Here is a 14,051-nt window from a genome sequence, read left to right on the forward strand (position 1 = left end):
GGGCCCCCCCGCCCCCCCGCGCCCCGGGGCCGGGTTGTCGTTTTGGGGGGCCGGGGGGCCGCCCCCCCGGGGGGGGGGGGGGTCGCCCCCCCCCAACCCCCCCCCCACCGGCGGGGTCACGGGGATGCTCTCAGTGCCGGTGGTTGTGACCGGCGTGGTCGTGGCCCGCGTGGTCGTCCTCGTCCTCGTCCTCATCCGAGGGGCCGTCGGAGGGCTCGACGCCCAGCACGGCCTCGCGGGGCTCGATCTGCTCGACGTGCTCGATCAATCCCAGGACGTGGTCCGGCTCGATCAGCCACTGCAGCGCCGTGGCGCCGGTCTCGTCGGCCGAGACCAGTTCGGCCTGCTCCTTGCGCTCGTCGTCGTCCAGGTCGGCGTCAGGGTGGTTGATCTCCTTCAACGCGGCGGCCTGCAGGGAGGCGATGTCCTGCACCTCCACGGTCAGCTCAACAGTCAGACGCAGATAGCGTTCAGTGCCCGATTCATCACTCATGGTGGAAATCCTAGTGCCTGGTGAGGGTCGGACAGGGCCTGGGACCTGCCCGTTGGATCTTTTGCCCGCTGCTCCGCGCCGTAAGATCCGCGGGACGGGGCTAGGGGAGCTTCCACTCCACGGGGGTCGCGCCCTGCTGCTGGAGAAGCTCGTTCGTCTTGCTGAACGGGCGGGAGCCGAAGAAGCCGCTACGGGCCGACAGGGGGCTGGGGTGGGCCGACTCGATGGCCGGGATCTTGCCGAGCATCGGGCGCAGGTTGCGGGCGTCGCGCCCCCACAGGATCGCCACCATCGGCTGCTCGCGTGCGACGAGGGCCTTGATGGCCTGCTCGGTGACCTCCTCCCAGCCCTTGCCCCGGTGCGAGGCGGGCTTGCCCGGCATGACGGTGAGCACCCGGTTGAGCAGCAGCACGCCCTGCTCGGTCCAGGGGGTCAGGTCGCCGTTGCTCGGCATCGGCAGCCCGAGATCCTCGGTGAGCTCCTTGTAGATGTTGCGCAGGCTGGCCGGGATCGGGCGTACGTCCGCGGCGACGGAGAAGCTCAGGCCGATGGGATGACCCGGCGTGGGATACGGATCCTGCCCCACGATCAGCACCTTGACCTGGTCAAAGGGCTGCTGGAAGGCGCGGAGCACGTTGGCCCCGGACGGAAGGTACTGCCTGCCCTCCGCCACTTCCCTCCGGAGGAACTCGCCCATCTCGGCGATCTTCTCGGCAGCCGGTTCCAGGGCCTTGGCCCACCCGGCTTCCACGACTTCATTCAAGGGACGTGCGGCCATGTGCAGGACCCTATCGATGTTTTAGGCCCGGTACGGCGTGTGCCGGAAATCAGCGCGCGCCGCACCGGGCCTGCCCCTGTCTTTACTTCACCGAGCCGGCCATCATCCCCTGGACGAAATACCTCTGGAAGGCGAAAAAGAGGATCAATGGGATGATCAGCGACAGGAAAGCACCTGGCGCAAGAATGTCCACGTTGGTCCCGAATTGCCGCATCTGGGATTGCAGAGCCTTGGTCATCGGCTGGTTCTCGGTGTTGGCGAAGACCAGGGCGACGAGCAGGTCGTTCCAGACCCAGAGGAACTGGAAGATGCCGAGCGAGGCGACCGCGGGCTTGGCCAGCGGGAACACCACGGTCGAGAAGATCTTCCACTCGCCGGCGCCGTCCATCCGCGCCGCCTCGAGCAGCGAGCGGGGGATGCCCGCGAAGAAGTTGCGGAGCAGGAAGATGGCGAACGGAAGCCCGAAGGCGACGTGGAAGAGGACCACGCCCGCGATGGAGCCGAAGATGCCGACCGTGCCGTAGAGCTTCGCGATCGGGATCAGCGCGATCTGGATCGGCACCACCAGCAGGCCGACCACCACCAGGAAGAGCGCGTCCCTGCCGGGGAACTCCATCCAGGCGAACGCGTACGCCGCCATGGCCGCGATGCCGATCACCAGGAGCGTCGCGGGCACCGTGATGAACACGGTGTTCCAGAACGACGCGGTGAACCCGCTCGCCAGCAGGTCGGAGTAGCTCTTGAGGGTGAACTCGGCGGGTTTGACAAGGGCGGTCCACCAGCCGGTGGAGTTGTTGGCCGTCTCCTCGCGGAGCGAGACCACGAACAGCCCGAGGGTCGGGACCAGCCAGAAGATGCCGATCAGCACCAGCGCCGCCTGGACCAGACCGCCGCCGATCCGGTCGACGACGCGGCCCGCCGCGCTGCGCGGTGGAGCGCCGAGGGTGGAGGTGGTCACTGGTTGTCCCTCCTGAACCGGCGGATGTTGAGAATCATGAAGGGCAGCACGAGGATCAGCAGGAAGATGGAGAGCGCGCTGCCCAGCCCCTGGTGGCCTCCGCCGCCGAAGGAGACGCGCCACATCTCCAGCGCGATCACGTTGGCCTGCGGCTGCACCGATCCCGGCGCGATGACGAAGACCAGGTCGAAGACCTTCAAGGTGTTGATGATCATCGTGACGAACACGACGAGCAGCACCGGGGCGAGCAGCGGGACGGTGATCTTGCGGAACACCTGCCACTCGGTGGCGCCGTCGATGCGGGCCGCCTCGAGCGCGTCGCGTGGGATGGCCGACAGGCCCGCCGCGATCAGCACCATGGAGAACCCGGCCCACACCCAGACGAACGCCCCGATGATCGCCGGGGTGATCAGGGTCGGCCCCAGCCAGGAGATCCCGTTGAAGGCCGCCTGGAAGTTCGACTGCGGCAGCCGCACCTGGTAGTCGCCGGGAGCGAGGCCGGTGAAGCGGAAGGTGCCGTCGGCCTCGGTGCGGGCGGTGGCCTTGACGGCGCCGTCCCGCACCGCCTCCACGGTCACTCCGACCAGCCCCTTCTCCGTCGGATCCACCTGGTTGACCGCTCCGCCGCCACCCTGGGTGAAGTCCACCCACACCGTCCCGGCCAGCTCGCCGGGACCGGGCCGGGCCGCCTTCGCCGGTGCGGCCGAGGCGAGGGCGTCCGGCTTCACGCCGACCAGCGGGACGAGCACCGCCTGCCCGGGGGCGGCGGGCCCCCTGCTCACCACCGCGCCCTGCTGGGCGATGACCGGTGCCTGGTCGTTCTCCCTGGGACGGGCGTCGGGATAGCCCTGGTCGGAGCCGAAGAGGCCGGTCACCGAGCTGATCACGGCGTTGGCCACGCCCCGGTCGGGGTCCTGCTCGTACACCAGGCGGAAGATGACGCCGGAGGCCATCAGGGAGACGGCCATCGGCATGAACACGATCAGTTTGAAAGCCGTGGCCCAGCGGATCCGCTCGGTGAGCACCGCGAAGATCAAGCCCATCACGGTGACCAGGAGCGGGGCCACCACCACCCAGATCAGGTTGTTCCTGATCGTGACCAGGGTGGCGGAGTCGCTGAAGATCGTGGCGTAGTTCCCCGCGCCGACGAAACCGTCGCCGTTGGCGTCGTAGAGGCTGCGGAAGATCGAGTAGATGATCGGGTAGATCACCATCACGCCGAGCAGGAGCGCCCCCGGCAGCAGGAACCAGATCGCCATGCTCGGCGGCGGTCCCAGCCGGGTGGCCCTCTTCGTCTTCACCGGCGCGGTGCCCCTGGCGGTGGCTGGGGAGGTGCGGACCTCGGTGCCGGCGTCGGGCGCCGGTCGCCGGGTGTCGTCAGGTCCGGGGGAGGACCCGCCGGCGGTGCCGCCGTGCGGGCCCTGCGGGCCGTCTAACCGGTCGGTCACGGCCTGTCTCCCTTACTTCCAGGCTTTCTTGGCCTCGGCCTCGAGCTTGGCCTGGATGCCCTTGACGTCCGAGGGGTCGCGGACGAAGTCCTGCAGGAGCTTCCACTGGCCCTTGCCGTCCGTGCCGCCGAAGGCGCTCGGCGCCAGGTCGGACATGTCGTAGCGGACCGCGTCGCCGGCGGAGATGATCGTCTCGGCGAGCTTCTTGGTCAGCTCGTCCGAGTAGTTGTCGGGCGAGACGTTGCGGTTGGGAGAGAGGTAGCCGGGGAGCTTCGCCCAGACTTCGCCACCCTCGACGGAGGCGAGGAACTCCAGCAGGGCCATCGCGCCCTCGGAGTCCTTCAGCACCACCGCGATGTCGCCGCCCAGCACGACCGGCTCGGTGTCACCGGCCTTCGGGAACGGGAAGTACTTGGCCTCCTCGCCGAGCTTCGCGCCCGACTCCTCGGCCGTGACGCCCACGAAGTCCGCCTCGATGACCATCGCCGACTTGTCCTGGCCGTAGACCTGGGTCACGCAGGTCGGGAAGTCGGTCTGCAGGGCGCCGGAGGAGCCACCGAGCAGGAACTCCTTCTTGCCGACGAGCTGCCCGATCTTCTCCAGCGCGCCGGTCACGCTGGGGTCGGTCCACGGGATCTCGTGCTTGGAGAGCTTGGTGTAGTTCTCCGGGCCCGCGCTGGACAGGTAGACGTTCTCGAACAGGTCGGTCAGCGTCCAGCCGGAGGCGCCGCAGAGGGAGAACGGCGGGGTGCCGGAGTCGGCGATCGTCTGGGCGGTCTTGATCAGGTCGTCCCAGGTGGCCGGAGGCTGCGCCCCCGCGTCCTGGAACGCCTGGTCGCGGTACCAGATGAGCGACTTGTGAGCCGCCTTCACCAGCACGCCGTAGGACTGGCCGCCCGCGGAGCCGAGCTCCTTCCAGTACGGGGTGTAGTTGTCGTCGATCTGCTTCAGGACCTCGGCGCTGAGCGGCTTGAGCGCCTTCCGGTCCGCGTACTGCTGGACCAGGCCGGGCTGGGGCAGGATCGCGACGTCCGGCGGGTTGCCGCCCTCGATGCGCGGGCCGAGGTAGGCGCCGGTGTCCTCGCCGGTGGAGGCGTAGGTGACCTTGGCGCCGGTCTTCGCCTCGAACGCCTTGAGCACTTGCTCGAAGTTGGTCTGCTCGGCGCCGGTCCACTTGGCGGCGACCTCGATGGACACCCCTTCGAGGGTCTTGGCGGCGGGCGCGGACGCGCTGCCGCTCGCGGCCGGTGCCGGGGCGGGCGACTCGCCCCCGCACGCGGCGAGTGCCAGGGCGAGCCCCGCCGTCGTCACTGTGGCAATGGTCTTGCGCATGCTGAACAGACCTCCTGAGATGTCAAGGTTTTGGAACAGGGGGATGGGTGAGGACGTGCAAACGGCCGAGATGGGGATGACGGCTCCTGACAGGGGGGTACCCCGGTGTCAGCGAGCCCGAATGATCTCGTCGAGCTGGTCTCTCATGGAGGCGACAACGTCGTCGCCGGCCTCCTCGAAGGGTGGGGTGAGCGCATTGGAGACCGCGCTGGCGATCACCAGGCTCACCTGGTTGTAGTTGGCACCCGCAGGTCTGGGCCGGGCGGAGAGGATGCTCTGCTTGAGGACCGGCAGGTAGGGGAAACGCTTGATCAGGGCGGGGTCGTCGTACAGTTCGGCCCACACGGGCGGGAACGAGCCGTCGGTGAGCACCCTTCGCTGGTTCTCCAGGCCGGTGAAGTAGCGGATGAAGTCGGTGGCCGACTTCTGCCGCTTGGAGAAGGCGCTCACCGCGAGGTTGTAGCCGCCGAGCGAGCCGGTGCCGGGGCCGTTGAGGCCGGGCAGCCGGGTCACCCCGAACTTGCCGGCGACCGCCGAGGTGGTGGCCGGTCCGTAGGCGTGCGGCCAGTTGCGGGCGAAGGCCAGCCGTCCCTCCTCGAAGGCGAGCTGTGCCTCGTCCTCCTTGAAGGAGAGCGACTCCTGCGGGATCCAGCCCTCCCGGAACCCGTCCACCAGGAAGTTCAGACCGGCCTTCGCCCTGGCCACGTCCATGGTCACCTTGGTGCCGTCCTGGCTGAGGATCTGCCCGCCCGCCGACTGCACGGCCTCGGTGAAGTTGACGGTCAGGCCCTCGTAGGCCAGGAACTGGCCGGCGTAGCCGCCGATGCCGTACCTCTCGTGCAGGGTGCGTGCCTGCGTGCGGAGTTCCTCCCAGGTCTTCGGCGGTTTGAACCCCTGCTTGGCCAGCAGGTCCTTGCGGTAGTAGAGCAGCCCGGCGTTGCTGGTGTACGGCACGGCCCAGAGCTTGTCCCGGTAGACCGCCGTGTCGACGACCGGCGGCAGGAACCGGTCGAGCGGGAACATCGAGCGCTCCAGCGGCAGGATCCAGCCGGCGTCGGCGAACTCCGCGGTCCAGATCACGTCCAGCCCGATCACGTCGTATCGGTCGCTTTTGGCCTGGAGGTTGGCGACCATCTGCGCCCGCTGCTCGTCGGCCGCCTCGGGGAGTTCGAGCAGGGTCGCCCGCTCCTCGGGGTGGGCCTGGTTCCAGCGGTCGAGCAGCGGCTGCAGGTAGGCGGTCGCGGGGCGCCCGATCACCAGGGTGAACGGGCCGGTCCCGCCGAACCGTTCGCCCTCCCGCTCTCCGGCCGCCGCGCAGCCGGCGACGAGAAGCACGATGAGCACGACGGGGATGAGTCGACGCACCGTGGCCTCCCGGTTTCCGACTGATTACATACATGTTAGGTAGATGCATGTTATGCATGGCGATAACATCGTCGTCAACGGATAAACCCGTAACGCTCACGTAACGAGCTCTCCGAGGAGGTGGGGCGTGCGGCTGATGCTGCTGGCGCTCCTCGCGAAGGAACCTGCCCACGGCTACGAGCTCAAACAGGCGCTTGAGCAGATCTTCGGGAGCGCCTACCCCTCACCGAACATCGGGCAGATCTACGTCACGCTCGGCCGCCTGGAGAAGGACGGTCTGGTGCGCGCGGTGGACGTCGCGCAGTCCAACCGGCCGAACAAGAAGGTCTACCACCTGACGGCCGCGGGCCGCGACATCCTCGACACCTGGGTGGACGAGCCCACCGAGGGCCCCAGGGTCAGGGACGAGTTCTTCATGAAGCTCGTGCTGGCCCCGATGACCGGCATCGCCGACAGGATGGCGATGATCAACCGCCAGCGCCGGCACTACCTCGGGCTCATGCGCGACCTCAACGAACTCGCGGAGCGGACCGATCCGGGCAATCGTGTCGCGCTCCTGCTGGTCGAGGGGGCCATGCTGCACCTCCAGGCCGACCTTGAGTGGCTCGAACGCTGCCAGGAGGAGTTGAGTTGACGCCCCCCGTGGTCGACACAGTCAATCTTGTCAAGATCTACCAGGACGGCGGGGTGCCGGTGCCCGCCGTGCGGGGGGTCGACCTGCGAGTGAACGCGGGGGAGTTCGTGGCGGTCATGGGGCCGTCGGGGTCGGGCAAGTCCACACTGGTCCACATGATCGGCGGCCTGGAGGCCAGGACCAGCGGCGAGATCTGGCTCGACGGGCAACGGGCCGACACGCTGAACGAGAGCGCCTGGGCGCTGCTCCGCCGCCGGAAGATCGGCTTCGTCTTCCAGTTCTTCAACCTCGTCGCCAACATGACCGTGGCCGACAACGTCGAGCTGCCCGCGCTGCTGGCCGGGGTCGGCGCGCGCGAGGCCCGCCGGCGCCGCGAGTACCTGCTCGGCGAGCTCGGCCTGACCGCGCGCGCCGACGCCGCGCCCGCCCAGCTGGCCGGGGGCGAGCAGCAGCGGGTCGCGCTGGCCCGCGCGCTGGCCAACAAGCCGAGCCTGCTGCTCGCGGACGAGCCCACCGGCAATCTCGACAGCCGCAACACCCGCGACGTCCTGCGCCTGCTCGGCGAGGTCCACCGCGAGGGCCAGACCGTCATCATGGTCACCCACGACGCCCGGGTGGCGAGCCTGGCCGACCGGGTGGTCTCCCTGCTGGACGGTCAGATCGTCGACGACGGCGGCGCCGGCCTGGTCCGCCGCCGTCCCAGGGGCAGCGCGGGCGACGTCGTCGAGCTGAGAGGCTGACCGATGCCCCTGCCGCCGGGGACCTTTCGCCCCGTGCTCCCGAACGCCGCCGGGTGGGCCGTGCGGACCCGGATCCGGAGGGCGTCGCGGTGAGCACCGTCCGAGCCTCCTACAGATGGATCCGGGCCGACCTCAGGGCACGCAGGGCGCAGGCGCTGCTGACGGTGCTGGCCGTGGCGGGGATCGTCACGGCGCTGATCACCTCCGCGACCCTGCTGGAGGACGGCACCAACCCGTGGCGCGGCCTGTTCGCCGAGTCCAGGGGCGCGCACGTGTGGATACACACCAGGGACGCCCCCGAGGTGGCCGCGCTGTCGAGGCTCCCCGGCGTGGTCCAGGTGGCCGGTCCCTACCGGTCGGCCCCGGTCACGCTCACCCTGGACGGGAAGAAGTCGCCGGTGGCGCTGCGCGAGATGTCCGCGACGCCGCCGAAGGTCGCCGTCCCGCTGATCCGCGAGGGGCGCCCGCTCCGCCCCGGCGACACCGACGGCGTGGTCGTCGAGCGCTCCTTCGCCAGGGCGCTCGGCCTGCGGGTGGGCGGCCCCTTCCCGGTGACCGGGCTCAACGGCGCCACCCACCCGCTCATCGTGGTCGGCCTGGCGGACAGTGCCGACCAGGGCTTCTATCCCGAGTGGACGCCCGGCCTGGCCTGGACGCTCGCGCCGGTCCTGGCCAGGGTCGAGCCCGCGCTGGGCCGCAGCGAGTCGGTCACCGGGCTGCGCCTGGCCGACGGCGAGGCCACGTTGCCCGCCGTCCACGGTGCCGTCACCCTCATGGAGGGGCAGATCCAGCGGATGTCCACCTGGCGCGAGGTCCGCGCCTCGATGGAGCTGGACAACCGGCTGCTCGGCCTGCTGCTCGCGCTGTTCGGCATCACCGGGCTGGTCGCCGCCGCGCTCGCCATCGCCAACGCGGTGGGCGGCCGGGTGCTGACCCAGACCCGTGACATCGCCACCCTCAAGTCCCTCGGCTACACCCGGGGCCAGGTCTTCGGCGTGCTCATGGCCGAGCACGGCGCGCTCGGGTCGCTCGGCATCGTCATCGGGCTCCTCTGCGGTCAGGTCGCCGCCTCGTTCGTCCTGGACGGGGCGCCGATCCTGCCGCTCTCGCCGGGCCCGCTGCTCGCCATCGCCGGCGGCACCGCCGCGGTGGTCTGCGTGGCGGTGGCCCTGCCGGCCTGGCGTGGCGGGCGCACCCCTCCCGTCCCCGCGGCCCCCGCGGCGCCGCTCCGGGGGCACCTGTCGCACCTGGCGCGGCTGGCGCTGCTGCTGCGGCTGCCGCCCGCCCTGGTCCTGGGCACCCGTGACGCCTTCACCCGGCGGGCCCCGGCGTTCCTGAGCATCTTCGGTGTCGCGATCCCGATGATGATGATCACCATCGGGCTCGGCTGCTGGGCCACCCTGGACGACTTCCTCCGCCATCCCGAGCAGGTGGGCCAGGCGGCGGCGCTCACGGTGCGCCCGGACGAGCTCCCCGCGGACGAGGCCCTCAGGATCGCCAGGGCCGACCCCGGGGTGCTGGCCGCCTATCCCGGCGCCGAGGTGCTCGCCCTGGAGCCCGAGCAGACCAGGAGCGTGCTGACCCGGGCCGCGGGCACCTCGACCGAGCCGTACCCGTTCTCGGTGGTCGAGGGCCGGATGTACGCCGCCAGAGGAGAGGCGGTCGCCGGGCAGGGGCTGCTCGACCTGCTGGGGGTGCGGATCGGCGACCGGGTCCGGCTGACCGTGGGCGGCACCCCGCTGATCGTGCATCTGGTGGGCCGGGTGGTGGAGCCGGACCAGGACGGGGAGGTGCTCTCCTTCGGCATCGACAGCCTCGCGGCCAAGGACGCGGTGCCGCCGCAGTTCTACAGCCTGGTGCTCAAGCCGGGCGCGGACCCGGTCGAGGTCCGGGCGCGGCTGCTGGCCGCCTCGGGAGAGGCCCTTGAGGTGCACCGGGTGGTCAACCCGGCGGAGCGGCTCGCGATCATCCGGGTGGTGATCGTGGCGCTGATCGGCGTGCTCGCCCTGCTGGGCCTGGCCAACCTCCTGACGGCCGGTGCCCTGGGCCTGCGCGACCACGCCTTCGACCTCGCGGTGCTCAAGGCCATGGGCCTCACGCCCAGACAGGTGGCCGCCACCCTGGTCACCGGGACCGGCCTGCTGATCGTGCTGGGCGTGGTCGCGGGCACCGCGGCCGGGGCCTCACTGGTCAGCGGGCTGATCGACCTGCAGGGCCACACCAGCGGCGTCGGCGCCGGCATCGGCCGTACGCCCTCGGCCCTGACGCTCGCCGTCGCGGTGCTCGTCGCGGTCGGCTCCGCCCTGCTGGTGACGCTGATCCCGGCGGCCCGCGCGGCCCGCGCCCAGGTCCCGGTAACGGCCAGATAGCCCCGGGACACGCGTCCCGGGGCTACCCTCGAAAGCCGTCCTCAGGGCTTGAGCGAGAACCAGTAGAAACCGTGACCCGGCAGGGTCAGCAGGTACGGCAGGGCGCCCACCGCGGGGAAGCGCACCCCGCCCCTGGCCTCGACGGGGGTCATCCCCGCGAAGCGGCGCAGGTCGAGCTCGACCGGCTGCGGATACTTCGACAGGTTGTTGACGCAGAGCATCAGGTCGTCCCCGTCCTCACGGACGAAGCTGAGCACCGCCGGGTTGCTGGACCACAGCTCGTTGTAGACGCCGGTGCCGAAGACCGGGTGTTCACGGCGGATCGCCAGCATGTTCCTGGTGAAGTGGAGCAGCGAGGCGGGGTTCCGCTGCTGCGCCTCCACGTTGACCGCCTGGTAGCCGTAGATCGGGTCCATCACGGCGGGCAGGTAGAGGCGTCCGGGATCGGCCGTGGAGAAGCCCGCGTTGCGGTCCGGGCTCCACTGCATCGGGGTGCGGACCGCGTCGCGGTCCTCCAGCCAGATGTTGTCACCCATGCCGATCTCGTCGCCGTAGTACATGACCGGGGAGCCGGGCAGCGAGAGCAGCAGCGCGGTGAACAGCTCGATCTGGTCGCGGTCGTTCTCCAGCAGCGGGGCGAGGCGGCGCCGGATGCCGAGGTAGGCCCGCATGCGCGGGTCCTTGGCGTACTCGGAGTGCATGTAGTCGCGCTCCTCCTCGGTGACCGTCTCAAGCGTCAGCTCGTCGTGGTTACGGAGGAAGATGCCCCACTGGGCGCTCTCGGGGAGCTTCGGGGTCCGCGACATGATCTCGGAGATCGGCTCGCGGCTGCCCCGCCGCACGCCCATGAAGATGCGCGGCATGAGCGGGAAGTGGAAGGCCATGTGGCACTCGTCGCCGCCGACCGCGGGGTCACCGAAGTACTCGACCACGTCCTCGGGCCAGCCGTTGGCCTCGGCCAGCAGCACCCGGTCGGGGTAGAGGCGGTCGACCTCGGCGCGGACCTTCTTCAGGTAGGCGTGGGTCTCCGGCAGGCCGGAGCAGTCGGTGCCCTCGCGCTCGAAGAGGTAGGGCACCGCGTCGAGGCGGAAGCCGTCGATGCCCAGGTCCAGCCAGAAGCGCAGGACCTCCAGCATGGCCTCCTGGACCGCCGGGTTCTCGTAGTTCAGGTCCGGCTGGTGGTGGAAGAAGCGGTGCCAGTAGTACTGCTTGCGGACCGGGTCGTAGGTCCAGTTGGACTCCTCGGCGCCGATGAAGATGATCGGCGCGTCGGGGTAGCCGGTCGGGCTGTCCGACCAGACGTAGAAGTCGCCGTACGGGCCCTCGGGGTCGTGCCGGGACGCCTGGAACCAGGGGTGCTTGTCGCTGGTGTGGTTCATCACCAGGTCGGTGATGATGCGCAGGCCCCGCCGGTGCGCCGACTCGATCAGCTCCACGAAGTCTCCGAGATCGCCGAAGTCCGGAAGGATCTTCATGTAGTCGGAGATGTCGTAACCGCCGTCACGCAGGGGGGACTCGTACAGCGGGAGCAGCCACAGGCAGTCGACGCCGAGCCACTGGACGTAGTCCAGCTTCTCGATGAGGCCGCGCAGATCACCCGTGCCGTCGCTGTTGGAGTCCTTGAACCCGCGGACCAGCACCTCGTAGAAGACCGCGCGCTTGTACCACTGAGGGTCGGCCGAGACGAAGTCCTCGGCGACGGACTCCGCGGAGGGGGAGGGGAGGGGGGATGGATTCATCGTGTTCTCGCTCACGGTGATAAAGGGCAGGACGAAGTCACCGGATGCTCCGGCTGATGATGTTTGGTGACCGCGCCGGCGGGAGCCGTCATCCCCACGAGCTCCATGGCCGCGGACGGGCCGAATTTGTGATTCGGGGCCATCCGTTGTGGCGCTTTCTGGGCCGAACACTACCAGCCGAGTGAACCCCTCGAAGCCCCCTTGGCGTGGTACGTCGCCCCCGCCCCACGGAATCGCGGCGCGCATCGCGCCATGCCCGCGTAATCGCCGCGTCGCTTACCGTTTTCCTGCCTGAAACACGACACGCCCCAACGTGGTGACCTCGGCTTATGCCCGCGGACCCGGCCGGGGCGCGCGCGGTGCGGCGGGGACGCGCTCCGGCGTTCTCGAAGGGGTGGCCGGACCCGATTCCGGGGGCGCGCGAAAACTCCGCGGGGCCGTGTGGTAGGGCCCCGCGGGGGGAGGGCGTCAGGAGGTCAGTTCCAGGGCGGGCTGAGGTCGGGGAGGCGGTCCTGGTAGTCGCCGAGCCAGGCGCCGAACAGCACCAGGCCGCGCACCCAGAAACGGTCGTTCCAGCCGTTGAACCGGGTCAGGCCGTCGGGGCCCTCGGCGATCACGGTGTGCAGCTGCTCGGAGAGCAGCGAGGGCACGGCGTCGGCGACGAGGGTGAGCATCCGGTGGCCGTACTCCCTGGCGGGCGCGGCGGCCGAGCGGAGCGGGACCCGCATGAGTGGCTGCTTGACCACGTTGGTGGAGGGCAGCGCGGCCACGCGCGGGTTGGCCGCGTACAGCAGCTCGCGGTAGAAGCGCCCCTGGTCCTTGCGGTTCACCCCGACGGAGAGCGCCGCGTCGAAGAAGCCGGGGTGCATGAACGGCGCCGTGAACGAGACCTCGGGGCCGACCAGGTTGACCGGGGAGCGGGCGATGCCCCGCGCCGTCCTGGTGTGCAGGACCGACAGCGGCAGCTCCGCCCGGTGGCCGTTGAGCATGGAGGTCGACTGGGTGAAGGCGTGCCCGACGCTGTCGGTGATCCACTCTTGCGCCCGCTCCGACAGGAAGGGCGTGGAGGGGGAGCCCAGCGCCAGCGAGCCGAGCAGCGCGGCCTTGCGCTCGGCCTGGCCGGTGGCCTCCAGCGCGGCCCCGCTGACCATGAAGTTCTTCAGCAGCGGCCCCCCGGCCAGCCCGTCGACCAGGGTCCGCCCGGCCCGGTGCACCTCGCGGGCGAAAGGGGTGTACCAGGCGTGGTGCGGGGTGAGGAACTCCAGCCGCCGCGCCGCGGCCAGCGCGTCGTCGGGATAGGCGGCGGCGTCCTGCGGGATCACCCGGTGGCGCACGCCCAGCTCGTGGGTTATCGCCTTGGCGAAGACGATGTCGGTGTCGGTGCCGTCGTCGGGGCTGGTCGTCCACGACTCCACGTCGGCGCCGCGGGCCACCGCCACCGAGCAGAGCAGCCGCGAGTCGTAGCCGCCGCTGACCGGTACGAGCAGCGGGCGCCCGTCGAGTTCCTTGTAGACCTCGTGCAGGATCTCCAGGATCTCCCCGGCGGTCCTTCCCGCCTCGTACGGCTCCTCGCGCAGCCACCGGGGCAGCATCCGCTCGACGGAGATCCGGCCCGACGCCCGGTCGAAGACCAGCGCGCTCGCCCCGGCCAGCCGCTTCACCTGCGTGTACGGGGTGTCGTCGCGCAACGGGAAGGTGAGCTGGATGATCGAGGCCCAGGCGTCCCAGTTGATCTCGTACGGGGTACGCGCCAGGGAGAGCAGCGGTTCGAGCAGCGAGGAGAAGTAGAGCGCCCCGCCGCGGAACAGGTAGTAGACGTCCACGAGGCCGAGGCCGCCGGCGTGCAGGGTGATCCGCTCGGCGTCGTCGATCAGGCCGGGCGTCTCGTAGGTCTCGGCCACGGTGATCCATTGTGCGTTCGACGGTGCCGCCCCGCCTGGCTTGCGCTCCCCCCAGGCGAAGGCCCAGCCGCGCTCGTCCCGCCGGTAGGGCGGCAGCGGGGAGGAGCTGAACAGGGCCGCGTTCTGGCTCTGGACGGCGGGTCTGACCCGCGGCCCCGCCCCGCGCAGCGTCTCCAGGACCGCCTCGTCGAGGTGCCCGATGCCGCCGCAGACGTACGGCCTCACATTGAACGTCGGCCACTGCACCGTGCTGACTCCTCTATGTCGCGATTGAGCAAAGGGTATCCTTTCGCC

The 14,051-nt window shown here is 70.3% G+C and carries 11 protein-coding genes; 3 read left to right on the forward strand and 8 right to left on the reverse strand.

Going from position 1 to position 14,051, the window contains the following annotated elements; translation table 11 throughout:
• Window positions 1-130: 130 nt before the first annotated feature.
• The 6 genes from ABT061_RS30935 to ABT061_RS30960 all read right to left on the reverse strand — a co-directional run bounded on the left by ABT061_RS30935 (window position 131) and on the right by ABT061_RS30960 (window position 6,374).
• On the reverse strand, window positions 131-493 hold the full coding sequence (locus ABT061_RS30935; RefSeq protein ID WP_350924586.1) for a hypothetical protein: 363 nt from the start codon (window positions 491-493) through the stop codon (window positions 131-133).
• Window positions 494-593: 100 nt separating this feature from the next.
• Complete coding sequence (locus ABT061_RS30940; RefSeq protein ID WP_350924588.1) at window positions 594-1,271, reverse strand: uracil-DNA glycosylase; 678 nt, start codon at window positions 1,269-1,271, stop codon at window positions 594-596.
• 82 nt (window positions 1,272-1,353) lie between these two features.
• Window positions 1,354-2,229, reverse strand: a complete 876-nt coding sequence (locus tag ABT061_RS30945) for a carbohydrate ABC transporter permease (RefSeq protein ID WP_350924590.1) — start codon at window positions 2,227-2,229, stop codon at window positions 1,354-1,356.
• Window positions 2,226-3,677 carry an ABC transporter permease subunit gene (locus ABT061_RS30950; RefSeq protein ID WP_350924592.1) on the reverse strand — a complete coding sequence of 484 codons (1,452 nt, stop codon included), beginning with the start codon at window positions 3,675-3,677 and terminating at the stop codon, window positions 2,226-2,228. Before ABT061_RS30950 ends, ABT061_RS30945 begins: the two co-directional genes overlap by 4 nt.
• Before the next feature lie 12 nt (window positions 3,678-3,689).
• Window positions 3,690-5,009: an ABC transporter substrate-binding protein gene (locus tag ABT061_RS30955; protein ID WP_350924594.1), complete on the reverse strand. Its 1,320-nt coding sequence runs from the start codon at window positions 5,007-5,009 to the stop codon at window positions 3,690-3,692.
• 108 nt (window positions 5,010-5,117) lie between these two features.
• Window positions 5,118-6,374: an ABC transporter substrate-binding protein gene (locus ABT061_RS30960; RefSeq protein WP_350924596.1), complete on the reverse strand. Its 1,257-nt coding sequence runs from the start codon at window positions 6,372-6,374 to the stop codon at window positions 5,118-5,120.
• A 136-nt stretch (window positions 6,375-6,510) separates the two neighbouring features.
• Between ABT061_RS30960 and ABT061_RS30965 the strand changes: the two genes are divergently transcribed.
• The 3 genes from ABT061_RS30965 to ABT061_RS30975 all read left to right on the forward strand — a co-directional run bounded on the left by ABT061_RS30965 (window position 6,511) and on the right by ABT061_RS30975 (window position 10,117).
• Window positions 6,511-7,008 (forward strand): PadR family transcriptional regulator, encoded by a 498-nt coding sequence (locus tag ABT061_RS30965; protein WP_350924894.1) that lies wholly within the window; start codon window positions 6,511-6,513, stop codon window positions 7,006-7,008.
• Window positions 7,005-7,748, forward strand: a complete 744-nt coding sequence (locus ABT061_RS30970; protein WP_350924598.1) for an ABC transporter ATP-binding protein — start codon at window positions 7,005-7,007, stop codon at window positions 7,746-7,748. Before ABT061_RS30965 ends, ABT061_RS30970 begins: the two co-directional genes overlap by 4 nt.
• A gap of 89 nt (window positions 7,749-7,837) precedes the next feature.
• Window positions 7,838-10,117: an ABC transporter permease gene (locus ABT061_RS30975; protein WP_350924600.1), complete on the forward strand. Its 2,280-nt coding sequence runs from the start codon at window positions 7,838-7,840 to the stop codon at window positions 10,115-10,117.
• A 41-nt stretch (window positions 10,118-10,158) separates the two neighbouring features.
• On the opposite strand, the gene treS is transcribed toward ABT061_RS30975, so the two are convergent.
• Together treS and ABT061_RS30985 are read right to left on the reverse strand one after the other, a co-directional pair.
• Window positions 10,159-11,856 carry a maltose alpha-D-glucosyltransferase gene (treS, locus tag ABT061_RS30980; RefSeq protein WP_350924602.1) on the reverse strand — a complete coding sequence of 566 codons (1,698 nt, stop codon included), beginning with the start codon at window positions 11,854-11,856 and terminating at the stop codon, window positions 10,159-10,161.
• Window positions 11,857-12,332: 476 nt separating this feature from the next.
• Window positions 12,333-14,003 carry an asparagine synthetase B family protein gene (locus ABT061_RS30985; RefSeq protein WP_350924604.1) on the reverse strand — a complete coding sequence of 557 codons (1,671 nt, stop codon included), beginning with the start codon at window positions 14,001-14,003 and terminating at the stop codon, window positions 12,333-12,335.
• Window positions 14,004-14,051: the final 48 nt, after the last annotated feature.

The sequence above is a fragment of the Streptosporangium sp. NPDC002544 genome, from assembly GCF_040295965.1.
Lineage (GTDB): Bacteria > Actinomycetota > Actinomycetes > Streptosporangiales > Streptosporangiaceae > Streptosporangium.

Excerpts from the sequence above, each read along its gene's own strand:
- ABT061_RS30935 (WP_350924586.1), bottom strand. The coding sequence starts at position 493 with ATGAGTGATGAATCGGGCACTGAACGCTATCTGCGTCTGACTGTTGAG.
- ABT061_RS30940 (WP_350924588.1), bottom strand. The coding sequence starts at position 1,271 with ATGGCCGCACGTCCCTTGAATGAAGTCGTGGAAGCCGGGTGGGCCAAG.
- ABT061_RS30955 (WP_350924594.1), bottom strand. The coding sequence starts at position 5,009 with ATGCGCAAGACCATTGCCACAGTGACGACGGCGGGGCTCGCCCTGGCA.
- ABT061_RS30965 (WP_350924894.1), top strand. The coding sequence starts at position 6,511 with ATGCTGCTGGCGCTCCTCGCGAAGGAACCTGCCCACGGCTACGAGCTC.
- treS (WP_350924602.1), bottom strand. The coding sequence starts at position 11,856 with ATGAATCCATCCCCCCTCCCCTCCCCCTCCGCGGAGTCCGTCGCCGAG.